Raw genomic sequence first — 26207 nt, forward strand, 5'->3', positions numbered from 1 at the left:
GAAGTTATGAACAGTCTTACCATTTTTGATTTACCTTTCAGCATGGCCATGGTGATCCCGTTCCTTGGAGCGGGCGCGGTCGCATGGGCGGGATATGTTTTTGGTCAGGGGATCTCGATAAATTTCAGCCTGCGCTCCAGGACCCGCCTGGACGGATTTTTGGGCAAGGCGCAAACCAGCAAGGCGGTGCCCATAAATGTTGGCAGCCAGGAGCATAAGATCCGGATCGCCTTTGGCACGGTCAATATGGACGCCGCTGGGAACGAGCAATCCTATTTGTTCATGGCGTCGATCGGCGTCGGTATCGCAATGAGCGTCGCCCTGATGCTCATCGGGCTTCCGTTTGTGACCTCGCTGGTCGGACTGATCGCCGGGCGGGTGTTTGTCAACGGCTGGGTATCCCGCTCCTGGAGCAGGGTTCGCACGGAAATCGAAGGCGAACTGCCGTCCCTGCTGCTGCGGCTCTCTTCGGTCCTGCAGACCACCCCGAATGTACCTTCCGCCCTGGAGATGGTATCGGAAACCTTGAAGTCGAACGGACCGCTTCGGGTCTGGGCGCAGGAGACGGCGGCGCGGATGCACAAGGAGGGATATGGCGTGATCGAGGAAATCCGCGCGGATGCGGCTGGAATTTCCATTTCGCTGTCGATTGCGGCGGAACTGATCGGGCGCGTGTGGCAGACGGGCGGGGAGGGGTACATGAAGGCGTTTGAAGCCGCGGCGGAAAACCTGGAGAGCGTGCTGAATGCCCGCGTGGAAGCGCGCGCAAAGGGCGGGGGAGCCCAGGGAACCGTCAACATCCTGACTGTCATGACCTTCGGCATGATCGGCTTCATGCTGAATTCGGACGCGCTGGCGCAGGCGTCGTCCTCGCCATTGATCCAGATCGCATACGCGGTCATATCCTTTTTGATCGTGTACGGTCACTCGCAGGTCAGCGACCTGATCGAGAACGTGGTGTAGGAGGCTTTTGAATGGAAACCATGATTGCATTGATCGCGGCGTTCCTGATCTCGCTGATCGGGTATGGATATTTCAGGCGCGTCGAATTCTCGTTCGGCGGCGGGGCGTCGTCCCGCATGAACCGTTTTGCGACGGCCGATCGCCGCGGTGTCGCGGACCGCCTTGGTGATACGGTGATGGATCGCTTCGGTCTGACCATCGAAGGCTGGGAATATGAGTTGATGTGGGCGCAGCTCGGTGGATACTACGACGGCAAGACCGTCGGCAGCGTGCTGGGATCCTCGATCCTGTATTTGTTGGGCGGCATGGCCTACATCCTGATGTTCAACGCATACAGCCTCACCTTCTTTCTCGCGGTCGCCATCGCCGCTTATTTTCCCTACATGAAATTGAAGAGCAGGGCGGACGATGTCCGCAAGTCGGTGAAGCGCGGGCTTCCCGAAGCCGCCGCCCTGATTGCGGCGGAAATGAGTGCGGGCAGCAGCGCGGAGACGGCCATCACCCGTGCCGCGAACCTGCCGGGTCCGCTCGGAAGGCTGATCAAGGATACGGTATCGATCGCGCAACAGTCGGGACGCTTGATCTTTTCCCGTGACCTGATCGACGGCGTGCTGGTGGAACATTTTTCCAAATACCGCATAACCCACATCGAAGCGTTCGCCCGTCAGATCGACCTGGTGGCGGAGAAGGGTGCTGAAGGACCGAAACAGATGGGCGAGGTTGCGCGCGGACTCGCCCGCGAGTACCGCTCCGAGATCAAGAGCGAGTCGGAAAAGCTGGGCAATAAATTATTGTTGCCGATGACCCTCTATATCTTCATTCCATTCATGCTTGCGATCTTCATTCCCCTGGGCGCGGCGATCTTTCAAAGTTTCTAACGATGGAGATCCTGAATATTTTCGGCGCAGCCGCCTTCGTGTTCCTGTACCTTCTCAGGCTGCAGGATGCCGCCCATGGGGGAGGGATGGTCTCCGTCCTGCTTGCCACGCAGGCGGGGCTGGCCGCCAGCCTGCTCCTTATTCACCGTCCGGCGGGAAAAACGGGTCCCTGGCATCAACACCTCCAGGCCTGGGTCTGTGCGTTCATGCCCTTTCTATTGCAGGCTGGAGATGTGCGGTCTGCGCTGTGGATGGTCGTTCCCGGACTTGCCTTGTCGGTCTGGTCGCTGGTCGTGCTGGGCAGGTCGTTCTCGATCTCCCCGGACGACCGCGGACTGGTGGAAAAAGGACCGTACCGGTATGTGCGCCACCCGATGTACGCGGGCGAGATGCTGTCCTTCCTTGGGCTGTGCCTGGCGGAGCCCAGCCCGCGAAACCTGTGGGTCACGGGGCTGATCGCCGCGATGATCCTTGCGCGAATCCATGCGGAGGAAGCTGTTCTTTCCGGGTACGAACCCTACAAGAAAAATGTGCAATGGAGGCTGATCCCTTATGTTTGGTAGTTTGTTTCAACGCACAGGCCTGACCACCAGCGCAGGCTGGCAGTGTCCCTCCTGCGGCTGCTGGACGACCGATGTGCGGCACGTCTGTCCGGCCTATCTGCAGAAGTGCCCGAAGGAGGTCCTGGTCGTGATCATGGGGCATCTGTCCTTTCACGACCGGTCGTTGACGCGGGACGAATCCAGGCGTTTGTTCGACTGGCTGTTCGCTCACAGCGGGATGCGCATCAACTCCATGGAGGAGTGCGCGGACTGGCTCGGCTCGCTATCCGCCCCGAAGGCGGTCGAGGAGGGCTTGTTGATCGTGGGCGAAATTTTCTGGCTGATGCAAAGGAGGCATTTATGCAAAAGTTAATAAAGCATTTTTTATCATGGATCGATCCATTCAAGGCGTTTGCCGCCCTTTTGTTGGTGACCGCGTTTCTCGCGCTGTCAAGCTTGTGGCTCGGGAGGATCGATGCCGATGTCTTGTCCGAATCCCCGTCGCTGCGCTACGTGGTCGGGTCGAGCGCGGATGCCTGTCCGTTCGCGTGCATTCGTTGTACGGTATGGGATCCGAATGCCTGGCCCAGGAACTGCGTCGAATACCGATGTCTGGACGAGGATGAATGCGGCGACCCGCCTCCGCCTCCGCCTCCAAGCCCGCCCACCGCGTCAGCATCGTTGGTGTGCGGGATTTCGGGCGCGTCCGGGTGGTGCATCGACAACGGAAAGATTCGCATTACGGCTTCCGACCCTGCGGGCGGGGTGGTGACGATCAGCGGCACGAGGACGGTTGGCTCGAGCTCGACGAGTTTCTCATGCGGGAATCCGTGCGATGTGAACATGCTGGTGGGGGAGGGGACGGTCACCTATCGCGCAACCTCATCCGCATCCGGGTTGTCCAGTTCCAATCAAACGATCGCGTTCAAATTCGACAATGCCAGGCCTGACGTGGTCCTGAATGCGTCCGGCGACCAGCAGGGCGGCTGGTATCGCAGTGCCGTGATCAGCGTGTCCGCTTCGGACGATGGATCTGGAATTCAATCCATGCTTGTAACGGATAATGGCTTTGTGCGCACTCCGCCGTTCGCCCTGATGGATGGCACGCACGACATTCTGGCAACCGTGACGGACCGCGCGGGAAACGTTCGCTCCACGGCGATGACATTCAAGGTGGACTCCATCGGTCCCGAAATTACGACGACCAGCACCGGTCTGCCTGGAGAGAATGGCTGGTGGCTGTCTGACGTGGAGGTGAACGCGTCTGCCGTTGACGCGCTTTCCGGGCTTGCTTCACTCGAAATATCGCGAAACAGCGGGGTGACCTGGCAATCCTTCCCTCAAACTTTTACGGACGGCGAGCATTCCCTTCTGATTCGCGCCCGGGATGCAGCGGGAAACCAGACCATTCAATCGCGCGCGATCTCGGTTGATACGATCAAACCCACGCTGTCGTTCTCGACGAATGGCGATAAAGGCTTGGGCAATTGGTACGTCTCGCCCGTGACCATCGACCTTTCGGCGTCCGATTCGGGATCCGGGGTGGAGCGCGTGGAATACCGAATGAGCGGGTCGGGATGGATCTCGGGCTCGTCCATTCCCGCGCTCGATGACGGCGTGTACAACCTGGAATTTCGGGCTGTGGACGCTGCGGGGAATGAGTTCACAATTCCATCCTCATTGCGTGTAGACACAATAGGCCCCGTGATCGACATCACATCTCCATCCAGCGGCGCCGTGGTCGATAAGACTGTATGGGTACACGGCACGTCCTTCGATGAAACATCAGGCGTGGATGTTTTGGAGATCAGCATGAATGGGGGCGGCAGCTGGCAGAAGGTTTTGCTGGCGTCAAAACTCGCGTCGCTTTCCACATTCCCGATGTCCTACGCATCGACCTGGGCATACCATTTTGAAACATCCGATCTTCCAAACGGGGAATACGACGTATGGGTTCGCGCCACGGACAAAGCCGGGAATGTCATGCCGCCGCTATCGGTCAAACTCCTGGTAAACAACCAGGGACCGCTGGTCGAGTTGACCGATGCCTGGCAATTTACGGAGGCGGGGCAATTGAATGTCCAGCCGAATTATTACCAGGTGTCAACCGTTTCCATCTCCATCCATGACCGGCAGGGAAACATACTTTGGAGTTACACAGGCGCGCCGTTGCAGGTCGTTTCCTGGAACGGGAAGGTGAACGGGGAATTGATGCCGCACGGCGACTACCCGGTGGTCGTCCTCGCATGCGATGTTCACGGGGTTTGCTCGAACGCCAAAGGCGTCGTCACCATTCCCTTCTTCCAATACGCGCAGTCCGAACCAAAGGAACCAACGCCTGTCCCACTCATGGAAGCGCCGCCTGCCGCCGCAATTGCAATCCCGCTTCCGGAGGAACCCAAACGAAATTTTGATGCCATGGCGTCTTCCGGTGCAGCGCGTTCATCCGTTGTGCTGGCGATTGCGGGGATTTTCCTGTTCGTGTTCGCCTCGCAGTCGCTCGGGGATCCAAGACCATCCGCCGCCAGGTCCCTGGCCCGCGCCTTGCGAAAAAATATCATGTCCCACAAGGAGTAAACCATGTCCCTTGAAATTCTGGTCGTTGCCATGTTGATCGTCTTTTCCCTGATCCTGACGGTGTATAACCACCGCCAGGCGGAATCCATGCGCGGGATCGAGCGCGTGGCGCAGGACTACTATGCCATGCAAATGCGCAGCGCCCGCCGCGGGTATGCAGGCGCGCTTGACGCTCTCGATCCCATGGAGTGGGTGTCCGATCAACTGTCCGCGGGGCTGCCCAAGCCTGTGCAGGTCGTGGAGGTGATCCGATCCGTTGTTGAAATCGATGCGGTCGATCTGCGCACGAATGACAATCGCCGCGTGGTGGTCAGCATCCGTCCGAAATCGGACATTGTGTTGTATGACCGCCGAACCAGGTCATACAAAAAGAAGAGCGCTGCGGATCGTATTGCAAATTTTGCGAACCGTCCCTTGTTGACCAAAAGCCGCTGGGGGTGGGGTGTGAAAACGGTCGAGAAGTCCATGTCGCAGGCGGACGAATTCTTTGACCTCGAAGCGGACGCGGTTGGCAAAAAGTTTGGCGTGAACTGGGATAACCCGACGAGGTTGTATTTCCATGTCGTGGAATAGCGAACTTGCCGGGCAGATGGCGGTCATGGCGGCGCTGGCATTGACCGGCTGGCAGGATTTCCTGCGCCGCGAGGCATCCAATGCCGTGACCGTCCCGTTCTTTTTTGTCGGCGTTGGAATGGGCATCTACAGATTCCATGATGACCCTTCGATGTGGTACGTGTTTGCCGCGCAGATCATCATCACCATTTGCGCCATGCTCGGCTGGATGGGCGGCGCGGACTGGAAGATGCAATGCGGGTTGTTCGGATTGTGGCCTGTCATGGGCGTCGTGTCTGTGATCGTCGAGGGGGTCTGGGGGCTTGGGGTTTGGGTCAAACACGGTCCGCGCGCGGACTTTCCAAAATTGTCGGTTATGGCGGCGGCTGTCATCTTGACATTTTTTCTGCAACTTTATATAATGTTCATCGTGCAATTTCTCCCTGGGAGAATTGCGCCTTTTTTTTAAGGCGCAACTCTCCGGGAAGAGGTTGCTTTTTTGTTTAATTTCATCTGATCAAAAGGAGAGTTTCCATGTTCGTTGTTTCGTCCGTTCATCGTATTGCCCGCCGCATTGCGGGCTTGATCGCCGAACGCCGCGCCGATGAGTTTGGTGAAAAGGCCGTGGTGATCGTGTTTGTCGTGCTGCTTGGCATTGCCGCGTTCCAGGCGTTTGGCAGCTCTGTGGCCGGGCTGATCTCCGACGCTGCGGGAGCCATTTAGAAGGTATCGCCATGTCCCGACTCCGCAAACTTCCATTCTCCAGGCGCGCGGATGAGTTTGCGCAAAGCGCCATCGCCCTGCCTGTGGTTGTTTTTATCACCCTGGCATTTCTCAACCTGACGATGGCGGGGTTTGCCTCCGTGAATGCCAACAATGCCGCCAATTATGGAGCGCGTGTTGGCAGCGTCACCCAAAGCCTGCCCGGTCACGCGGCGTACTCCGCCGCCGCGCAATCCATCAGCCATGCGAACATTGGCGACTATTCCGTGAGCGTTTCAGGAGGCGGTTTTCCGGGAGCGCAGATCAATGTCGTCGTCACCTGGGCGGTCCCCAATTTCCTCAGCGGGATCGCCGGGTTGTTCGGCGGCGGGCTGGATATGGACTTCACCGGTACAGCTACAAGCGTCTTTCGCCAGGAGGGCTGGTAATGCTGTTTGACCGTCGTGGCGATATATACGCCTGGGTTGCGGCCCTGATGGTGTTCGTTGGCATTCCGCTTGCAAGCCTGAGCATCGACATCGTGCGCATGATGTACATTCGCGGACATCTGCATACCGCGACCGACGCGGCTTGTCAGGCGGCAGTGGATCCTCTCGATCATGCCCACTTCTTTTCGACAGGCCAGGCGCGGATCGATTTCAATCGCGGCAGGGCGCAGGCCCGCGATGTGTTCCAAAGGACCCTGACAGATGCCGAAACCGTGCGGTATGTGGAATCGCTTACTGTGGATTTCCCAGGCCCGCGTTTTGCCCACTGCGCAGCTGTGGCGCAGGTCCGCAACATCATTCCCTTCACACCCGGCATGACAGTGCGGGTGGAGACTACCTCGGAAATGAGGGTTCGGTATGGAAATTGATCTCGACCTCGAACGGTCCTGGTTGATGGCGGTTGGCGGGGTACTGGTCGTCCTTATCGTCCTGCTTGGATTGGCAGGAATGGGTCAGCAGGCGACTCCCGTGACCGCGGTGGGCGTTCCGCGCGTCATGACGTGGGACGACTGGCAGGTATTGCAGCTCAAACGCGCCCACAACAAGGAGATTGTCGTCCTAGGCGGCCACATCGATGAGATTTCGATGCTGTTGGAACTTCCTCCCGACCCCATCGCCGCGCAGGTGCTGTACGGGCGCGTTTATGGCGACGTGCAAAACGGGCTGGTTTCGACTGCGGAGGCTCGAGGTGCGACCCTGATGGCTGCCGATGGCGCGCTGCGCTGGGCAACCGGGCAGCTCGACCGCGATGAGGCGATCCTGATGACAGAACTTGCCATTGGAGCCTTGAAGTGACTGTAGCGATGGACCTTTCCCTGCAGGGACAGCGTTCCCTGGGCGATATATTGAACGCGGAACGGCGGATGAGGGCTGTCAGCGATCAGGCGGTGCGCGATCTTCGACAGGTCTTGTTGGATATGGCAGTCCGCCTGGACGGCAAGCGTATGGAGGATATCCGTCACCGCGATCCATCCGCTCCCGGCAATTGGACTGTCGCAGAATGGCGGTCGTTCGTGAATTCGATTCCCGTTCAATCCACCTGGGATGCAGTGCTGACCGGCAATTTGTCCGCGAAGGAGGATCACCGTATTTCCGATCTGATCGCGGAGGTCCAAACATTGACTGCCGAACTGCAATCGTCACGCGCGATGGTCGCGGATCTGGAAGAACAGATCAATAGATTAAAGACCAGCGTGCGGCAGGCGGTATTGCCAGGCACCGCTTTTCCCGCAATCGCGCCTGCCGCGGTTCCGGCGGAAGCCATCGCGCCGATGTCAGTTCTGCTGGCGGACGCAAAACTCATGCTGGAAACCGTCTATCCAAGGGGCGGCGTGGATCCGGAAGCGCTGACTCTGTATGTTGGAAACCGCGCGGGCGGCGACGCCCGCAAGCATCTGAAGCGGATATGGCTGGTCCTTTATCTGATCGGCGCGCGCGGGATTACGTCCCACATGGAATTGAATTTGTTGACGTCCAGCCCGTTCGGATCGTCGCTGGGATCTGGTGCGGGCAGACGGACACTTGACGATATGAAGAAAGCGGGACTGGTCGAAGTGTTTGAGTATTGTTCCCTGACGCCCGCGACCACCCAACACGCGGCGATCCTGACCGAAAAGGGGAGGGAGCTTTGCCAAAAATTGTTCCCCGATCATCCCATCCTCAGAGGAGAGGTCAGCCGCATCCTCGACCTTGCCGGTGACGATGCCGCCAGGATTGCGCTGATTTCCAGTTTTGCCCTCCAGTCCCGCAGGCGCGGGTGGTATGTGCTTGTCTCGCCGCCGGTCAAAGAGGCGGACATCCAGCCGGATGTCTGGGTCGGGCGGGGGGATAAATCCCTGTATGCGCTTCTTGATGACGGAAGCGATCGCGCAACAATGGAGCGTTGGAAGAAACTCTCGGCGTTGAATAACGGCGTTGTCGCGATTGCCGCGACCACTACGGACGTGCGCGAACGAATTGCTGCTGACTGCGTTGTGGCTGGGTTGCATGGCGTGGCGATGGAACTGGAAACCACCATCAAGGAAAGTTACGCCAACGTGGAGGAGGGCAAAAGCCCGCTCTGGTCATCCGAATTCTAGCCGGGTGTTCCGTGGAGGCTTGTCTGCCAGGCAGACCGGTCTCCCCAGGCTACCTGGCCTGTGGCAGAACCTTACCAAGTGAATATGCCGGGGAAATACCTCCGGCGCATTTCCGTGCGGTTCACCAAGACGTTCAAAGCGTCCTGGTGGATCACCGCCGGGATGCGCTATTTCATCTCAATGGAGGTATTTCAAATGGACTATGCCAGTCTCAAATCGTTGACCGGTTTCAGCCTGAAGCAGATCGAGGTCGAACTGGACCGCGAACTGCCCGCCGATGCCTATTCAGCGGTGCCTGGCGGTGCGAACCTGACCGACATCGACCCGGGCTACATGCGCGACGAACTCAATCGGTTGTTCGGCATTTGCGGGATCGGGTGGGGCTACCACTACGATGTCGCCGATGTGGAATACGAGATCGTCAAGCGCGGGCAGGGAACGACGAACAGCGCGATCCTCAAGAAGCTGGTCGTCTGTTTCAAGCTTGTGGACGGTGACGGCGGGGAACACCGCCTGGAAGTGCCGTCGTCGGGCGGCAGCCTGAACGATAACGCGGGGTACGCGCTGTCCGGCGCGATCACCAACGCGATCGGCAAGGCGGTGTCGAACATCGGCTTCCAAAAGTCGGTCTATCTGGGGCTTCGTTCCCACAAGACCGTTGGCAATTCCGGACCGAAACCAGAGAAACCGTCCGCTCCCGCCAAACCTGCGGCGAAGCTGTCCAAACCTGCGCCAAAGAAGCAGGCGCCCGTTATCGATGACGAGATCATCGACGATGAGCCTGCCACCCCTGCTGCTCTCGATGAGGCTTCCAGTGAAGCCTTTGTCATCGGCGTGGGCAAGCGCAAGGGGCAGACGCTGGGCGATCAGCCGCTGGATGTCATCTCATATTACGCGAACATGGCTGCCGTTGGCAACGGGCAGATCGCCTTGAAGAACGCGGCACAGCAGCTCCTCAAGGTTCGCTCGAACGGTAACGTGGTCCCGGCATAAAGGCTCTGCCTGACTTTTTGGGAGACACACGATGTCTCCCAAACCGAAGGTGTTCAGGCGTTCGTTTGCCTGTATTCAACCGATCGCACCTTAACAACCGAGAAACAGAATGGTTTGCCTGAAAATTGACAGCGGGGGAGGATTGCTGTTCGTATTCACGCAGGCCTTATTAACTATGTTTGAACGAAAAGACCGAAAGGCTTTCGTTCCATTCCATGGAGGTTCATTATGGCAAAAAATGCCATTGCTTCACGATCTTCGGGGTCCAAGACGCCCGGAGAAATGTTTGACTTGAACGCCGTCTCGATCACGGGCAAGGCAATTGGCCTGTGGGGTCGGAACGGCGACGTGTTCGTCCGTTTGCAGATTAAACCGCAGCTTCCGCTGCCAGCATCGGACTGTTTAGTAAATGTATGCATCTCGAATGGGATGCTCGACGGCAACCTGGTGACCTTGCAGAAGGGCGACCTGCTGCAGGTCGCCGGGTATGTCCGTCAAACGAACTTCACGGAGTCGATCCGTAATTTCCTCGATGATGCTGGAAGGATCGATTTTCTCGACCGGAACGTTCCCCCCGACGATATACCCGCCTGGCGCAATATCCGTTTCAAGCGGCGGAACGCCCTGGTCGAAGCCACTGGCATCAAGATTCTGGCGGAGATCGGGGAGCTGGTAAACACCGTCGATCTGGAGGGTGTGATCACCGAGACCTGGGCCTTTCGCCGGGACGAGATGACTGATGTGTTTGCCCGCGTAGCCGTGTACGACGAGTTCACCCTGCAGACCGCGAAGGACGGCAAGTGGGGGCGGAAGCGGCGAATCGCGCATTATGTGAATGTCTTGTTCCCGGAAGGCAAGCCGTTGTCTGCGGACCGTCCGGTGCGACTCGACAAGCGGCAACGGATCCGTGTGCGCGGCGAGTTGCGCGACAAGTGGAACACCGTCAGTTTCCACGAACTACTGATGGGAACGGGCGACAGCAAGGTGATCGATCTATTGCAGAACGTTTACGACAAGGACAAACTGCACGCGATAAAGACACAGCAGGAAAGCCTGCACGTCCTGGCGGACGCGGCGGTTCTGTACAGTCGGTGATATCGCAATCCCTCTTGCGCGGCTTGTATAAGTGCGCCCTGCGGGTTCACGACCCGCAAGAGGATATGGGCCAGCATGTTTCTCCTCCTCCTTTCTCCCTGGGTTACGCGCTTCGGGCTGCGAGCGCGAGATGTTGAAGTCAGTGACGTCTCGCCGAGCAGCCCTGGGGCGCACACACGGGTGATGGACAAATTCCACCCTGTGTGCCGAATGCCCGACGAGATCGGCGGCGAGAATGATTCACTGGCTTTGAGGAGGCGCATCCCGTCTCCTCATCATCATCCTGAGCGCCTTCGCCCTGCGGGGCGGGGGAGGGCCATGCAGCCTTGCGCTGCGCCGGGATCGTCCCCCGGCGGGATGACTTTGCGTGACTTTTCGCGAGGTCATACAAAATGGGAAGGTGTGTTTTGTGTCCCTGGACGCGCTTCCGAAGACTGTCCACTGATCTACACACGGTATTTCAGATCACATTCTTCCAGCGTATTTATATTCAAATCCCCATCCTTCCCTTTGCGACATTGGCTAACCGCCGCTGTTCCGGTTTGATTGCGACTCAGGATGGGCTATCCGCCTCTCCTGTCGCAAAATATTCATCCCATGCTTAAAGGAGCAAAGTATCAACATGTATCGAAAGTTTTTCTTCTTGCTCGCTGCGGCGGCGATCTTCCTCTCCTCCTGTTCACTTGGAGGAGAAAGCCAACCCAGCATCTCCCTCGAGGACATTCAGGCGACCGCGCAGTCTTCCGCGTTGACGGCGGTGGCGCAGACCCAAATCGTCCCGACGGAAATCCCCCCGACGAACACTCCCGAACCCACGCCCGAACCTGTGGTCGTGGTGGAAACGGTGATCGAAAAGGAATCTGTTGTTGACCAATCCGCGGAGTTGCAACCGGTCATCGTTGTGGAGGAAACCGCATCTGTATCGTCATCCGCGTCGTCGGGCGGCAAGTGTTCCCGCCTGACATCCGACACCAAGGGGCGCAAAGTGTTTATCCGGATCGAAAACGTGACCCATGCGCCCGTGACCTTCTCCTCGACCTTGTATGAAACGCCGCTGGGATCGTGCGGTTCGACCAGCGTGAACCTCGAAAAGAGGAGCGAGACGGTCATCGAAGTTCCGGAAGGATGTTATTTCCTGTACGCCTGGATAAACGACCCCAAGAAACCTGTCACGAAATCCCTCGAGGTGTGCGTGAACCAGGACAGGTCGAAACCCGAAAAGATCATTCAAAAATGGCGCATCGAGAAGGAGATGATCAAAGCCATCGGTTACTAAGCGCTGCTTTCTTCCGCGCGCGGTAAATGCCGCCCAACCGGGTTCGAGGCCCGGCGGAAGTTCTTTTTTTCGGCTATTTCAGGCAATCCGCCTGTGTAGTGTTCGTCATCCCACGTTAGACCGGGGTGGCGGATGAAAACGGCCATGTGCCGCCCCCTCGGTCGAGGAGGTATCCTCATGGCCGCTTTCATTTCTTCAAACTGGCAAGGCGACAAAACCCGCATTCCCGGTGCTCGCAAGGCGATTACAGAGGAGCAGGCGGCACTCGTTGTCCAGCAAGTCCTGCCCACACTTCCGTTGAGCGTGCAGAGTGAGGTCAGGAAATTTTTGAAGCGTCCCGCGACGTCTAATCTGACCGAAGCCGCCCGTGTCATTCTTCAAGGCGCGGTGACGGGATACGTCTCTGCCAGCAGGAAACGCTAACCGCGTTTCCCATCCTTGCCAGTGAACAGTTCACTGGCAATTTTGCCTATATCCTCCCGCGTGAAACGGGAGATGTTCGCCCCGCAAAGACGGGATTCACACTGTGTTGGGTGCTGGCATATTTATTTTATCCAAACAAAAACAGCAAACCGTTGCATTTGAATTTGTGTTGTAGATTGTCGAGTTTTGTTATTTATTATTACCAACAAATCACTATCATCCATTAAAATGTCTAAAGCAGTGTAAGTATTATCAGACGACGATTTTATTTTGTAATTAGCAGTATTAGGTCCTTGAGGAATCTCTGCCACCAAAGTATGTATATTGGCTCCTGGTTCTGTCCAATAGATCGAATTTCAACCAAATTTATTCGCACAAGAGGGGTTATAAAACAACAATACATTTCGATAAAATTTTAAGGCTAATTGTCTTGACAACCAGGAAGGTTAAGGTAGCATTAGAAAAAGATTAATATCACCGCCTAGGGGACTGGGGTAAGAGAACAAAGCTCTGCCCAGAAGACACCCGAATTTAATCAGGGTAGGTTTCTGTTTGCGAACAATACAGGAGGCACAATGTTTGCAATAAAGCCACGGATAAGAGTCGTCTTTCGAATTTTATTGATTGTAACCGTATTATTCAATGCGTTTGCGCCAATTACAGTAGCCGCACAGCCTAGGCAGGAATTCACGGCTTCAACAGAAACAGGTTATGAGAGCATTCAGCAAAAAAAACGTTCATTTCCAATTTTTGCACAACCTGAGCCAAGAGAAGCAGAACGCGGACTGAATGACGAGCAAGGCATAGGTATCACCGACCAGGCCCAAATTTCGGTCCCTATCACATCCGAACCCGCGTTGGTCACCGGGGTTTTGACTTGTGGTAGTGTTGCAGCTGGTGTGACCTGTACCAATCATGGGTCATATCTTGATTACAGCATCAATATTAAAGTTACAGGCTTGACTGGCGGGGCCACTGCATTTAACATAACGATTGGGCAATACAGGCGCAGCACGAGCGGCGGCGAGATGGGTATGATGTCCAATTTTCTTCATTCTGAAACATCGGATTATTCACAAAACAAAGTCTTTTCTATGGTACGGATTTCACCGTTTGACGCGGCTGGGGTTGATTATGCTTCTTTCACAAGCGGCCCTGGTAACAATGTCCAAGTTATTAATAAGGTATATGCCTGGCGTTATATTGGCGGCACTGCAAATTATCCAAATACCCTTTCTGTCAGAGGAAACGTAGATTGGCCGATAACGGGGTATTCCGTTGTTGGGCATATTTATCTTTATAGTAATCAGGATTTTGTATTCCCTAATTTAATTTCAAATGGTTCCGTTGATTCTTGCATGGCTGATGCATACAGGGCAGCAACAGGATTTGTGGCCGCCCCGATCAACACCCGCACGGGTGGGTACGACTATACCGTCAGCGACATCTCCATTCCCACCTCTGCTGGCAGCCTCACCTTCCAACGTGAATACACATCGCTCAGTGTTGATAACCCCACCCTGCTCTCAGCTGGATGGACACACAATCACGATACCCGCCTGATCTTCCCATCCGATCCCGAAGGCCAGCCAGATACCGTATTATTCAAAGCGCATACTGCCAATAAATACCTGTTCACGATCAACGGTGATGGAACATATTTTGCCTTTCCAGGATTATGCGCCACCCTGGAGGAGATGCAAGGTGGATACATTCTCAAGGATGGTGGACAAAAGACCTATACCTTTGACTCATCGGGGAAACTCCTCTCCCATGCAGACGCGGAGGGGCATGCCTGGAACTATGCGTACCTCGCCAATGGAAAACTGGAATACATTTATTCAAATGGCGGTGCAGACTATTTGAAACTGGAATATGACGGCCAGGGGCGTATCGCTCGGGTCCGCGACCACACAAACCGCTTCGTCGAATATCACTATGACGCCAATGGCAATCTCACATCCGCCGATGATGTAACGAACGAAACCTGGACATACCAATATCATCCCACCCTGGAACATTTCCTCACACGCGTCGCCGCGCCGGGCAATGTAACCGTCGAGCGAACGGAATTCTACCCGGACGGAAAAGCCTGGAAGCAATTCGACGGCGAAGACAACCTGACAGCCGAATTGACCTACAACACAGACGGCACGACCACGATCACAGATGCGCTGGGCAACTCGATGACGCATACCTACGACGGACGCGGCACCTTGGTGTCGAACGAGAACGCTGCCGGAGGAGAAGTTGGGAAAGCCTACGACTATAACTTCCGTCCAAAGACCATTACCGATGGAAACGAAAACATCACCAACCTCACCTGGAGCAGTGATGGAAACAACCTGACGAAGATCATCGATGCAGCGCTGGGAGAGACGGATATCGCCTATGGACCGCTCAACAACCCAACCAGCATCATCGATCCGATGAATTATGAAACCAAATATTTCTACGAAGATGCCAATTTCCCAGCCCAGCCAACAAAGGTGGAATACCCATTGTCCTATAATGGTGGAGCATCTTTTGTCAGCACTACATACCAGTATTATGCGCCAAACAATGTCGAGGGGCAGCCCGCCGGAAAATTGAAATTGATGACGGATGCCCTGGGAAACCAGACATTTTATACATACACATCCTCCGGGCAGTTCGAGTCCGTAACCAGCGCTTATGGCACGCCTGAGGCTCAGACCAGCAGCAATCTTTATGACAACCGCGGCAACCTGGTTGAGCAAATGGACCCATCGGGTCTCAAAACGCGCTATGAATATGATAACGCAAACCGCCTGACCAAAGTCATCCAAAACTACCTCAATGGAGGCGTACCACAGAACGATCAGGATAAATACAACATCGTTACCGAATACCGCTACGACGTGCGCGGCAACCAGATCGCGGTGATCGACACCATCGGGGTTATCACGCGCACCTGGTATGATCTCACAAACCGCCCCATGACCGTTGTGCAGAATTTAACGGGGCAGACCATTGGATCGGCTTCTCCGCCCGCGCGGGGAAGCGGGATCACGGATGAAAATATTCGCACGGATACGATCTATGACGACGCTGGAAATGTGATCGCAACGACTGATCCTGCGGGAATTATCACCCGCACCTATTACGATGAAGCCAACAGACCGAAACTGATCATACAAAACTGGGCTGGGGCGGACCTGTATGGAAACATTTCCACAGCCCCGGCCTACAATCCCGCTATTCCCGATCAAAATGTTCGCACGGAATATTTTTACGATCTCAACAACAACCTGATTGCTTCCAAAGACACACTGGGTATTTACACGCGCACATATTACGACGCGCTCAATCGTCCGGTGACAGTCGTCCAGCATTTAACCGGTCAGGACATCTCCGTGGCGAATCCCCCGGGCCGTGGAAGCAGTTCGAATATCCGCACGGATACGTATTACGATGCCAACGGGAATGTCATTGCAATGGCAGACCCAAAAGGTGTTATCACGCGCACCTATTACGATTCAATGAACCGGCCGATCACGGTTGTCCAAAATCTGACCGGGCAGACAATCGGAGCCTCGACCCCTCCACCCGCAGGCGCAACAGACGCCAACATTCGCGCGGATACCTACTACGACCAGGCGGGGAATGTGATCGCCACCGTCGATCCCCGCGGGATGGTGACGCGCACCTACTATGATTCCGCCAACCGCCCGGTGACCACGGTGCAAAACTTTGTGGGAGACATTTACGCAACAGCGCCCCCGCCGCGCGGAAGCGAAGAATCAACTGTAAACGCGCGGACCGATATTGCATACGACCAAAACGGGCGCAGGGATACGGTCACAGACCCGCTCGGGCATGTGACAAAATATGAATACAATGAAATCGGGCAGTTGGTAAAAGTGACGGCCAACCACGTTAATGGGGGGATTCCACAGAACGACCAGGATCAACGAAACATCGTCACGGAATATGCCTATGATGTGTTGGGCAGACAGGTAATGGCTACAGACACCCTGGGGCGCGTCAGCCTGAATTCACATGACGACCTGGGGCGCTTATTAAGTAGGACTCAAAATTACCTGGCTGGCCAGCCGCGGAACTACAAGGCTGCATCCGGAGATCAATATAACCTCATTACTTCATTTGCTTATGATATACGAGGAAACCAGATTGCGGTCACCGATACGAAGAGTGCGGTCACCCGCACGTACTACGATGTCTTGGGAAGGCCCGTCGCAGTCGCGCGCAATTTGCTCGGGCACGATCTATCGCTCCCATTCCCGCCGGTGCGCGCCAACCCGCCCAGCACGACAGGCAACCTGCTCATAGAGACTGTATATCTGGGCAATGGCAGCGTCGATTATGTGACCGATGAAATGGGACAAACAACCGACTACACATACGACCCGCTGGGGCGATTGATCACCGTTCTTGACCCGCTTCTGCACTCGACCAGCTTCGGTTATGACGCCAATGGCAACCGCGCTTCGATGACGGACGCAGAGGGAGTAGTCTCCCGGTACGAGTATGATAGCCTCAACCGCCTGACGGCGGTCATCGAAAATTATCGCCCAGGCTTTACGCCGGACCACGAGACGAACGTCCGCACGGAATATACCTACGATGCCGCCGGAAATCGGTTAAGCATTCTGGATGGCAGCCTTCACCCCATAACATTCACTTACTCCGCGTTCGGTCAGTTGGAAACGGAAGTGGATGCGTTGGGAAATGTCACAACCCATGCTTACAATGTCATCGGGAACCGCATCTCCCTCCTCGATGCCAACGGGGATACAACGGTCTTTGGCTACAATGAGATGAACCGCCTGGAGGTGATCGATTATCCGGGTACAGGTATGGATGTCAGTTTTGAATATGACGCTCTCGGACGCCGCGTGTCCATGACGGATGGCGTGGGGAATACCTCCTGGGAGTACAACAACCTCAACTTGCCGAAATCCATCAGCGACCCGTTTACTGCCAGCGTATCCTATGACTACGATCCGCTTGGTAATCGCACTGCGCTGACGTACCCAGATAGCACTGTCGTTAATTACCAATACAACGGGCTCAACCGATTGGAAGCCGTTTCGAGCAGCAGCATCGGCATCACTCAATACGAATATGACGCCGCAGGCCGTCTCAAAGCCGTGGAAAGGCCCAATGGCGTCGAGACCCTTTACAACTACCACAACAATGGCTGGCTGCAGGACATTGTCCATTCCTCGGGCGCTGACGTATTGGCATCCTATCAATATCAATACGACAACGTGGGCAACCGTGTGCAGGCGGCGGAGCAGTGGGTGACGAATGCCGGGGCGGGACCCACCGTGCACCTGACCGTCGCGGACAATACGGGGGCGTTGATGACCGGCAGGGAGGTCTATGTCTTTGACGGCGATACCTATAGCGGCTACCACGCCACGACAGATGAGAACGGGCAGGTCGCGATCACCCTGCCGCAGGGCAGCTACCGCTTCCGTGTGGATGTAGACGGCACGCAGTTCTGGAGCGGCGCGGAAAACCACTGTACGATCGGGGAATGCGACAACCTGCTGGTGACGGTCACTGCGCCCACCCTGGTTCATGTTTCCGATTCGAATGGCGTCCCGCAGGCGGATGTCCCTGTGTATGCGTTCATCGGGACCCAGTACGCCAACCATCATGGCACAACCGATGAAGATGGGAATTTATCCCTGCGCCTTCGGCAGGGCGAGTACACGATCCGCGCCGATTTTGGCGGAGGGCAATTCTGGAGCGCGGAAGTTTGCAATGTGCCGAGCTGTTGGGAAATTTCCATTACCGTGAACCAGCCGCTAACCGTGACCGTGCTGGATAACATCGGAATGCCGCATGCGGGCGTTGAAGTGTACGCATTCGATGGAAACACCTATACCGGTAAAAACGCCACGACCGATGAAAACGGGCAGGTGAAGTTGACCCTGCTGGATGGCGAATACCGCTTCCGCGCGGACTTCAACGGCACGCAGTTCTGGAGCGGAGCCGAAAATCATTGCACAGTACCAGCCTGCGGGGAGGCTGGAATCGCTGTCACTCTTCCCCTGGTGGTTACCGTCATGGACGGCGGCGGGGCTCCACAACAGGGAATATCGGTCTACGCCTTTAATGAATCCACCTACACTGGTTTCAACGGTATAACGGATGTCGATGGGCGTGTGAACTTCACCCTGCCCGCCGGGAGTTACCGCTTCCGCGCAGACTTGAACGGCACGCAGTTCTGGAGCGGGACATCCAACCATTGCGATGTGCCGGATTGTACGGGCGCACAAGTCACCGTGACCAATACCACAACCGTCACCGTCACCGATACAGACGGCGCGCCCAGGGCCGGTTTGAAGGTGTATGCCTTCAACGGCACTACCTACACGGGTCATAATGCCACCACCGATGCCGGTGGACAGGTGGTGTTCACCCTGCCCGCAGGCAGTTACCGCTTCCGTGCCGATCTCAACGGCACGCAATTCTGGAGCGGCACGAGCAATCATTGCGACGTGCCGGGTTGTTCGCAGGCAGGCGTGACCGTCACAAACGGCGTGTCGGTCACCGTCACCGATACAGACGGCGCGCCCAAAGCGGGTTTGAAGGTGTATGCCTTCAACGGTGCGACCTACACCGGCTACAATGCCACCACGAACGCCAGCGGGCAGGTAACGTTCACCCTGCCCGCAGGCAGTTACCGCTTCCGCGCCGATCTCAACGGCACGCAGTTCTGGAGCGGAACAGCCAACCACTGCGGGGTGCCGGGTTGTGCAAACGCCAGCGTGATCGTCTCCATCCCGCTGACCCTCACCGTGCAGACCGCAGATGAGACACTCCAATCCGGCATCAAGGTGTATGCCTTTAACGGCACAACCTATACCGGATACAACGCCACGACGGACACCAGCGGGCAGGCCACCCTGACCCTGCCTTTGGGCAGCTACCGCTTCCGCGCGGACTACAATGGCACACAATATTGGAGCGACGCGAGCAATCACTGTACGATCCCCGGTTGCACAACGCTTACTGTAATTGTTGGACCACAACCCACGGCTACCGCGACGTTCACAGCCATGGCGACATCAACAGCCACTGCTATTGACACACCTACACACACCCCGCTTCCGCCCACGTCCACGCCTGAGCCAACTGAAACAGCATCTCCCACGCCTGAACCGACTGCGACGGAAACCCCGTCTGGCAGTGGATATCAACCCAGCCTGATCATGGTGTCTGCGCCGAAGAGCATGGCCCGAAACTCCCGCTTGCTCGTCGCCCGGCCCGGACCTCAATCCGCCCCGCCCAACGATATAATCGTTACCGTGCTGGATACGGACGATGATCCAAAGGGAGGCTTGCGCGTATATGTCTTCGACGAGACAACCTATACCGGCTTTAACGGTACCACCGGCGAAAACGGACAGGTACTCTTTAGCCTGCCGGATGGAAATTACCGCTTCCGCGCGGACTACAACGGCACGCAGTTCTGGAGCAATACCCAAAACCACTGCGCCGTGCCAGGCTGTGATCCTGTGGCGATCACGGTTACAAAGCCTGTCACCATCACCGTGCAGGATATGGATGACTCCCCCAAGGCGGGGGTGAACGTCTATGCCTTCGATGGTTCCACCTATACCGGGTACCACAGCGCAACCGACGCGAACGGCCAGGCGAGCCTGACGCTGCCATTGGGCAGTTACCGCTTCCGCGCGGACTACAATGGCACGCAGTTCTGGAGCGATCCTTCGACGGGTTCGACAGGCTCACCGCAGGCGGGTTCGGGGGAAAACCACTGTGATGTGACCACTTGTGAAGCTGCAATTGTCACAGTAGCCAATCCCCTCGCCGTAACCGTGCTGGATACGGATGCGACTCCCGCGGGAAATTTGAAGGTCTACGCCTTTGACGGCGGAACCTACAGCGGCTACCATGCCGTCACGGACGCAAACGGTCAGGCGGTCTTTACCCTGCCGTTTGGGGAATACCATTTCCGCGCGGATTTCAATGGCACCCAGTTCTGGAGCGGGGAGGAAAATCACTGCGATACGAGCGCTGGCTGCGGGGAAGCGGGCATCACGGTAACCAAACCGGTGCTTGTGACGGTTGCAAATGCAGGCAACACCCCGTACGCTGGTTTACCCGTCTACGCCTTTAGCGGCGCGACGTACAGCGGTTATCACGGCCTCACCGATGCGAATGGATTTGTGACTTTCACATTGCCGGCAGGGGAGTACCGTTTCCGCGCAGACTTGCATGGTGTGCCATATTGGAGTAATTCTTCGGCAGGGACCGACTGTTCCATCCCCGGTTGCGAAAGCGTCATGGTTATCATCCCCGGTGGTTTTGCAGCCGCCGAAGTGACGATTGACTATGTCTATGATCCGCTCTACCGCCTGACGGCAGCAGACTACTCGAACGGCGATTTCTACCATTATGCCTATGATCCCGTGGGTAACCGTCTCACACAGGACAATATGCTCAATGGTCAATCGTCCGTGGTCAATTACACCTACGACAATGCCAATCGCCTCGCCAGCGCGGGCGGCGTGACCTACACTTTTGACAACAACGGCAACCTGCTCAGTGACGGTGTGAACACATACACCTATGATTCCGCCAATCGGCTGATCTCGGTCCTTGGTTCATCGACCTCCAGTCAGTACGTGTACAACGGGCTGGGTGACCGGCTCTCGCAAAATGGAGTCAATCACACGCTTGACCTGAATTCCGGACTTACCCAGGTGCTCTCCGATGGCACGACCACCTACACCTATGGGCTGGGACGCATCTCCCAACAAGCCGGGGAAACGCCGGAATACTTCCTCGGCGATGCCCTTGGCTCCGTACGCCAGATGACGGATCAGGCGGGAACGATCACCTTCGCGCGCGAATACGATCCATACGGCGTGGTGACCAATACCACCGGCGCATCCCAAACGGAGTTTGGCTTCACGGGCGAACAATATGGGGATTCCACACAGTTGCTCTACCTGCGCGCGAGGTATTACAGTCCCGCCGATGGACGTTTCACCTCCCGCGATACGTGGAGCGGGGATGTGAATAGACCCCTGTCCCTGAACCGGTGGATGTATGTTGGTGGAAATCCTATTAATCTTACAGACCCTTCTGGTCACTTTCCACCATTCTGGTGCCAAGCTATGCCAAACAAAGGTTTATATGAAGCATGCGTCGATTTACACTACGGAATCGAACCAATGAATCCCTTAAAAATGGGCGAGCATGTAACCGGCAGTCAAGGGTGTTATAGTGGACCTACTGAATACCGTGCGGGGGGGTATATTGAAGGAACTAGTGTAACATTGGCGTTTCCAATGTTTTCTAATTGGTTATTTGCTTTTGAAAGTGTCTATGATTTTGCCACAATGCAACAGAGTATGTTTATTAATGAAAACTCCGGTATTACTGGTTTTCCTGGAATAGGGTTGTCCGATTTCGTCTTTGGAATAGTTGGTGCCGAATATGCCGGGCACGCCTATGGCTTCCTAACCAACACCGGCATTCTCCAAGATTATCCTGGGCCAATAATTGCTGGATATTTTGGGGGATCAATCGGGCTTCCGTTTGCTAATGATACTCTTGGAGTTGGTGTAGGAGTTGGCACCACGCTTTTTGCTTCTCCTTATCCCCCATATATTCGAGGTAATAGTGTTTACGTTTCATTTTGGGCCGGGGCAGATTTTATCCCCTACGTGGATGCTGGAATCGGGGTTCTTAGCATGAAGGCAGTAAATAATAGAGTAGACTCATACGTTGTGGGTGGTGACGTACAAACCTCAAGACTCTACTTGGACATCTTGTTTGGTAGGCACAACGGATGGCTAACTCATACTATCCCCTTCTTGCCATTAGGTATGAACCTAAATTTAGACTGGGCAGCCAGAGTAATTGCAGCCAATAAAGCACTTAGATATGCTGAGGCATACGAGGAACTACGCTAATGATTAAGTTATTAAAAGCAATAACACTTTTCTTGCCCGCAATACTAATAATATCTTGTTCTGCTGTTGCAATCGAACAGCCTAATTCTCAATCTAACCACGAACTAGAAAGCAATACAGAGTTTCAAGAAATATGGAGGCGATCAGACATATTTCTTGGTGAGAATAATCGCAGGCCAAATATTGTTAGTGGTTCAGGAACGGTGGCGATACTTGGGATTAGGAATACTGATTATATAGGTGGCAGTATTTTTGGAATTGGCGCTAGCGACGGGGAAGATTTATGGGAATTACCCGGCGTAGGTGGTGAACAGATTGTCACACTGAACAATATTCTATTTAGGGGAACTACAGGAACCGCTCATCTCCAAGCTTACAACTTGGAAACTGGGGAGTTTTTATGGCAAAATCGTTTAGGTCGGGCGCGTAGTGTGCTAGATATTTACCCACTTGCGGATAAAGTATTCGCTTTCACAATAAATAACGAATTATTTGAATTGAACAATAATGGCGAAATAATAAGTAACAGCAAGGAGGATTTTCGATCGTTCATAGTGATGGAGGGCATCACATACATGGAAGATGTTTTATCAATTAAAGCGGTTAACCTCGCTTCAAAAAATGAGCTTTGGAAAATAAATATAAATTCCAGGTATACTCATGCTCCAATTTTTGATAAGGGAGAGATTTTCTTGAGAACTGAAGTAAATCCTGCCGACATCTATTCAATCGACCAATTAACCGGAAATGTGAACTGGAAAAAAAGCTATAATGCCTTAAGTAATCTGTATATAACAAACGACAAGGTGTATTTTTTGAGTTCCGACAGCAATTTAGTAGTGATAAATCGAGAATCGGGCAGTGAAATCATCAAGGTTAAGTTTTTACCGCCTTTTAATTTGAGTAAAAGCAGTAGTGGATATTTCATTACGGGCGATAATGTAAACAATATATTGTTAGTGTGCTTAGGGGATAAGGGGCAAATTATAGGATTAAAAATTAAAGATCCATAGCAATTTTACTTGCCAAACACCATCCATTACAGCGAAAGAGGATATATGGATATAGACGAAAGGACCATCATAAAACGGCAGTATGCTGCATTTTTCATCGCACTTATAATGTTTATTCCATCACTTTTGTTTTTTGGAACCATATTCCACAACGCGAAATATGGCATGATTGTGCCGCTTGTTATAATGATCTACATTGGCGTCAGCTCGGTAATAAATCGCATTTCCATAATTCGTCCAAAAGGACGAATAAATCATTCGACAGGGAAACAGGCTGTAATTTATGGGGTAATTACTCTGGCTGGCTTGATTGCTAATATAATTTTCTTGTTCACCCCCTTCACAGATATACTATTTTCTTGGCTCAACTATTGAAAGAGTGTACTTTAACAAGAGCAGAGATAAGAGCAGGAGAAATGCATTTCAAATTGCCCCTGCATTTATGGATGGCGACATAGCCCGAAAAACATTTCACCGGCTAGCCTCAGTCAACGGGACAACCACATACCTCGATCGGCGTGGGCCTCTTGGCCCCGCCGAGGATTTGTATCTACCAAATCTACATGGCCAGTGGTGAGAGTTTATACACGCGAGCCAATCTGGTCGCGGTTGAAAAATCCTTGTTCTGCAGGGCCTCGCGCATACCGACCCCAATCTGATATGTCAATACCTGCGGCTTGCACAAGGTCGATAACCCTGTTTTTACCAATTGGTCGGAGATCATCTTTGAGTGACATAATATGATAGGTAGCTGCCCAGCGGTTTGCGCCACCGTCCCCTTTAGGGGATACCTGCGCTATGTCTCGGCAAGCTCGACAACCAGGGCGGGGACGGCGAAGCCGTCCAACCAGAAAAAGGACAAGGCGTAGAAAACTGCTTGGGATTTGCGCACACCGTCCCTTCGACTGGCAGTCCCCAGCGTCAGGCCGTTCGCCCCGCGAAGACGGGGTGCTTGCTGTGTTGGGCGGCAAAACTCGGAGTAGTAGATCTTCTTGGAACGCCTACAACTCTGCCATGCTACAATTTCTTGTTGACTTTGATTTTCTTTCATGAGTTTAGCTCCACGAATTTTTCGTCAATTAACCGTACAATGCTGTATTGCCAAGTTGCAGCCAAAAAGCCTAATACACCTCCAATAATAGCAGTTGTTTTGTGTTCTCCAAGAAACGTTAAATCATCTGCTAGAAAAGCAAAAATAATAAAGGCTTCAGACACGACATACATGAAATTAAAACTGGAAAATCGATCTCGAATATGCCGTCCCATGGCAATTTGTTCTGGAAGAGTTAAGAAAAATTTCGAAACATGCTTGGCAAGATCCCCTCGATAATCGCTCCTTGCTTCCTTACGTGGCTGACCCTTGGCGCCCGCCAGGTAAAAAAGGTAATCAACGACTTGCAACACAAAATATCGGTGAAACACGTACCATGCATTGCCTACTGCTAGTGCTATCACTGCCAAGACGATCGTTGAAATGGTGTTGGTTATATCTATGTATTTTAGCCAGTCTGGAATAGAAAGAGAACTGACAGCAAGGATTATGACTCCTGGAAGAATATGTCGAAATACAGTGCTTAGTGATTCTCGGACGGAGCCAGCGAAATCTTTGCCTTCGGTCATTTGTAACTCCTTTCAATGTGTCGCCCAACGAGACTGTCGAAAAACCCTTTGTTTGAAAAACTTTCACAAAAATCTCCCACAACAGGCTCAAAAATCGCCAAAATCTTGTTCGTAATACAAAAAACCAGGCTCTTTTTAGCGTTTTTGTCCCACTTTTCAAAAATAATTTTTGAAAAGTGACTTTTTCGACAGTTTCAACGGTTTGCGCCACCGTCCCCGAGCGCGGCAAGTGGGATCGCGAAGCACGGCGTGAGGGCGGGGACGGCGAAGCCGTCCAGCCAGAAAAATGCTAAGGCGTAGGAAACTGCTTGGGATAACCGCAGAGTCCCCAGCGTCAGGTGTGTGTGTGATCCAGCGGCCCTAAAAAAGAAACATGCCCGACCTTTGGCTGGCAGGGAAATGCCAGCGTTGAAAGGAGTATACCCCTCTGGAAGAAAAACGAACAAGGTGCACGCTTTGTTCGGCGGCTTGTTATTAAGGCTTGCTAAGGCAAACTAAATCGGGTGCTGCAAAATCAGGTCCATTAAATCCTTCAATGATTCCAAAAGTATCAATGTTTATTGTAGTAATTTCCCCTTTTCGCACAACAACATCGTCACCAGTTTGCATGAAGCCACGTTCATCCCGCCATATTTCTAAAGAATAGGTGTTTGGTTCAATATTTTCAAAATAAAAATTTCCATTTTCATCAGATGTTGCTGTGATTTCTTTTGCTCGGTTTAGACCTAAAATCAATACAACTCTACCGTTGGGTAAGGGTGAATTGCAGGAGGGCATAAAGATATGCCCCTTTACATCTCCACCCTTCAACTCCGCAGATGATGGCACAAATCGCAATTGCAATGATGTCTATTAATTTGTGGTCTTTTCTCCGATCTTTGCGTGGGTCGGTCACTTTGCTGAAATGTTCTTCAATTGCTTCCAACGGCTTCTTCGGCATGGCTACCTCCAAGATAGCCAGTTTTACTGTTTTACCCTATTTCGGTACCATTTTAGATGCGATTGCCCTGCGTTGTGGATAATTTCAAAAGGAATAACAACAGCA

Annotated in this window: 22 protein-coding genes and 1 pseudogene; 18 read left to right on the forward strand and 5 right to left on the reverse strand. The window is 54.1% G+C overall.

The annotated features are described in order from the left end of the window. Nucleotides 1-6 precede the first annotated feature (6 nt). The 15 genes from QY332_10255 (at nucleotide 7) to QY332_10325 (ending at nucleotide 12165) form a co-directional block, all read left to right on the forward strand. Nucleotides 7-963: a hypothetical protein gene (locus tag QY332_10255; protein WKZ38311.1), complete on the forward strand. Its 957-nt coding sequence runs from the start codon at nucleotides 7-9 to the stop codon at nucleotides 961-963. Between the two features lie 11 nt (nucleotides 964-974). Then, nucleotides 975-1841 (forward strand): hypothetical protein, encoded by an 867-nt coding sequence (locus QY332_10260; protein ID WKZ38312.1) that lies wholly within the window; start codon nucleotides 975-977, stop codon nucleotides 1839-1841. Between the two features lie 2 nt (nucleotides 1842-1843). Further along, nucleotides 1844-2404, forward strand: coding sequence for a methyltransferase (locus QY332_10265; GenBank protein ID WKZ38313.1), 561 nt, complete (start codon nucleotides 1844-1846; stop codon nucleotides 2402-2404). Continuing rightward, on the forward strand, nucleotides 2394-2756 hold the full coding sequence (locus tag QY332_10270) for a hypothetical protein (GenBank protein ID WKZ38314.1): 363 nt from the start codon (nucleotides 2394-2396) through the stop codon (nucleotides 2754-2756). Before QY332_10265 ends, QY332_10270 begins: the two co-directional genes overlap by 11 nt. Next, entirely contained in the window at nucleotides 2744-4960 is a 2217-nt protein-coding gene (locus QY332_10275) for an Ig-like domain-containing protein (GenBank protein ID WKZ38315.1), read from the forward strand. Before QY332_10270 ends, QY332_10275 begins: the two co-directional genes overlap by 13 nt. A gap of 3 nt (nucleotides 4961-4963) precedes the next feature. Beyond that, nucleotides 4964-5533 carry a hypothetical protein gene (locus QY332_10280; protein ID WKZ38316.1) on the forward strand — a complete coding sequence of 190 codons (570 nt, stop codon included), beginning with the start codon at nucleotides 4964-4966 and terminating at the stop codon, nucleotides 5531-5533. Beyond that, nucleotides 5520-5981: a hypothetical protein gene (locus QY332_10285; protein ID WKZ38317.1), complete on the forward strand. Its 462-nt coding sequence runs from the start codon at nucleotides 5520-5522 to the stop codon at nucleotides 5979-5981. Before QY332_10280 ends, QY332_10285 begins: the two co-directional genes overlap by 14 nt. Before the next feature lie 65 nt (nucleotides 5982-6046). Continuing rightward, entirely contained in the window at nucleotides 6047-6235 is a 189-nt protein-coding gene (locus QY332_10290; protein WKZ38318.1) for a hypothetical protein, read from the forward strand. Nucleotides 6236-6246: 11 nt separating this feature from the next. Further along, nucleotides 6247-6663, forward strand: coding sequence for a hypothetical protein (locus tag QY332_10295; protein WKZ38319.1), 417 nt, complete (start codon nucleotides 6247-6249; stop codon nucleotides 6661-6663). Beyond that, complete coding sequence (locus QY332_10300) at nucleotides 6663-7091, forward strand: hypothetical protein (GenBank protein ID WKZ38320.1); 429 nt, start codon at nucleotides 6663-6665, stop codon at nucleotides 7089-7091. The genes QY332_10295 and QY332_10300 overlap by 1 nt, the downstream gene beginning before the upstream one ends. Then, entirely contained in the window at nucleotides 7081-7518 is a 438-nt protein-coding gene (locus QY332_10305) for a hypothetical protein (GenBank protein WKZ38321.1), read from the forward strand. Before QY332_10300 ends, QY332_10305 begins: the two co-directional genes overlap by 11 nt. After that, entirely contained in the window at nucleotides 7515-8801 is a 1287-nt protein-coding gene (locus tag QY332_10310; GenBank protein WKZ38322.1) for a hypothetical protein, read from the forward strand. The genes QY332_10305 and QY332_10310 overlap by 4 nt, the downstream gene beginning before the upstream one ends. 162 nt (nucleotides 8802-8963) lie before the next feature. Next, nucleotides 8964-9794, forward strand: a complete 831-nt coding sequence (locus QY332_10315; GenBank protein WKZ38323.1) for a hypothetical protein — start codon at nucleotides 8964-8966, stop codon at nucleotides 9792-9794. Nucleotides 9795-10022: 228 nt separating this feature from the next. Continuing rightward, complete coding sequence (locus QY332_10320) at nucleotides 10023-10889, forward strand: hypothetical protein (protein WKZ38324.1); 867 nt, start codon at nucleotides 10023-10025, stop codon at nucleotides 10887-10889. A 622-nt stretch (nucleotides 10890-11511) separates the two neighbouring features. Next, nucleotides 11512-12165: a hypothetical protein gene (locus tag QY332_10325; protein WKZ38325.1), complete on the forward strand. Its 654-nt coding sequence runs from the start codon at nucleotides 11512-11514 to the stop codon at nucleotides 12163-12165. Here QY332_10325 and QY332_10330 read toward each other — a convergent pair. Then, the gene (locus tag QY332_10330; GenBank protein WKZ38326.1) at nucleotides 12162-12311 is read right to left on the reverse strand and encodes a hypothetical protein; all 150 of its coding nucleotides are present in this window, start codon (nucleotides 12309-12311) and stop codon (nucleotides 12162-12164) included. The genes QY332_10325 and QY332_10330 overlap by 4 nt on opposite strands. Before the next feature lie 31 nt (nucleotides 12312-12342). On the opposite strand from QY332_10330, the gene QY332_10335 reads away from it, so the two are divergent. The 3 genes from QY332_10335 to QY332_10345 all read left to right on the forward strand — a co-directional run bounded on the left by QY332_10335 (nucleotide 12343) and on the right by QY332_10345 (nucleotide 23542). Next, nucleotides 12343-12588: a hypothetical protein gene (locus QY332_10335; GenBank protein WKZ38327.1), complete on the forward strand. Its 246-nt coding sequence runs from the start codon at nucleotides 12343-12345 to the stop codon at nucleotides 12586-12588. Nucleotides 12589-13946: 1358 nt separating this feature from the next. Then, the gene (locus QY332_10340; GenBank protein WKZ38328.1) at nucleotides 13947-22529 is read left to right on the forward strand and encodes a carboxypeptidase regulatory-like domain-containing protein; all 8583 of its coding nucleotides are present in this window, start codon (nucleotides 13947-13949) and stop codon (nucleotides 22527-22529) included. Next, nucleotides 22529-23542: a PQQ-binding-like beta-propeller repeat protein gene (locus QY332_10345; protein ID WKZ38329.1), complete on the forward strand. Its 1014-nt coding sequence runs from the start codon at nucleotides 22529-22531 to the stop codon at nucleotides 23540-23542. The genes QY332_10340 and QY332_10345 overlap by 1 nt, the downstream gene beginning before the upstream one ends. Nucleotides 23543-24338: 796 nt before the next feature. On the opposite strand, the gene QY332_10350 is transcribed toward QY332_10345, so the two are convergent. The 4 genes and pseudogenes from QY332_10350 to QY332_10365 all read right to left on the reverse strand — a co-directional run bounded on the left by QY332_10350 (nucleotide 24339) and on the right by QY332_10365 (nucleotide 26102). Beyond that, nucleotides 24339-24593: a hypothetical protein gene (locus QY332_10350; protein WKZ38330.1), complete on the reverse strand. Its 255-nt coding sequence runs from the start codon at nucleotides 24591-24593 to the stop codon at nucleotides 24339-24341. Continuing rightward, a complete protein-coding gene (locus QY332_10355) occupies nucleotides 24590-25162 on the reverse strand; it encodes a hypothetical protein (GenBank protein WKZ38331.1) in 573 nt (190 codons plus the stop codon). The genes QY332_10350 and QY332_10355 overlap by 4 nt, the downstream gene beginning before the upstream one ends. Before the next feature lie 474 nt (nucleotides 25163-25636). Then, on the reverse strand, nucleotides 25637-25990 hold the full coding sequence (locus QY332_10360; GenBank protein WKZ38332.1) for a carboxypeptidase-like regulatory domain-containing protein: 354 nt from the start codon (nucleotides 25988-25990) through the stop codon (nucleotides 25637-25639). Next, nucleotides 25962-26102, reverse strand: a pseudogene (locus tag QY332_10365) (transposase family protein). Before QY332_10365 ends, QY332_10360 begins: the two are co-directional and overlap by 29 nt. Nucleotides 26103-26207: the final 105 nt, after the last annotated feature.

It is taken from the genome of Anaerolineales bacterium, from assembly GCA_030583885.1.
Classification (GTDB): Bacteria; Chloroflexota; Anaerolineae; order Anaerolineales; family Villigracilaceae; genus Villigracilis.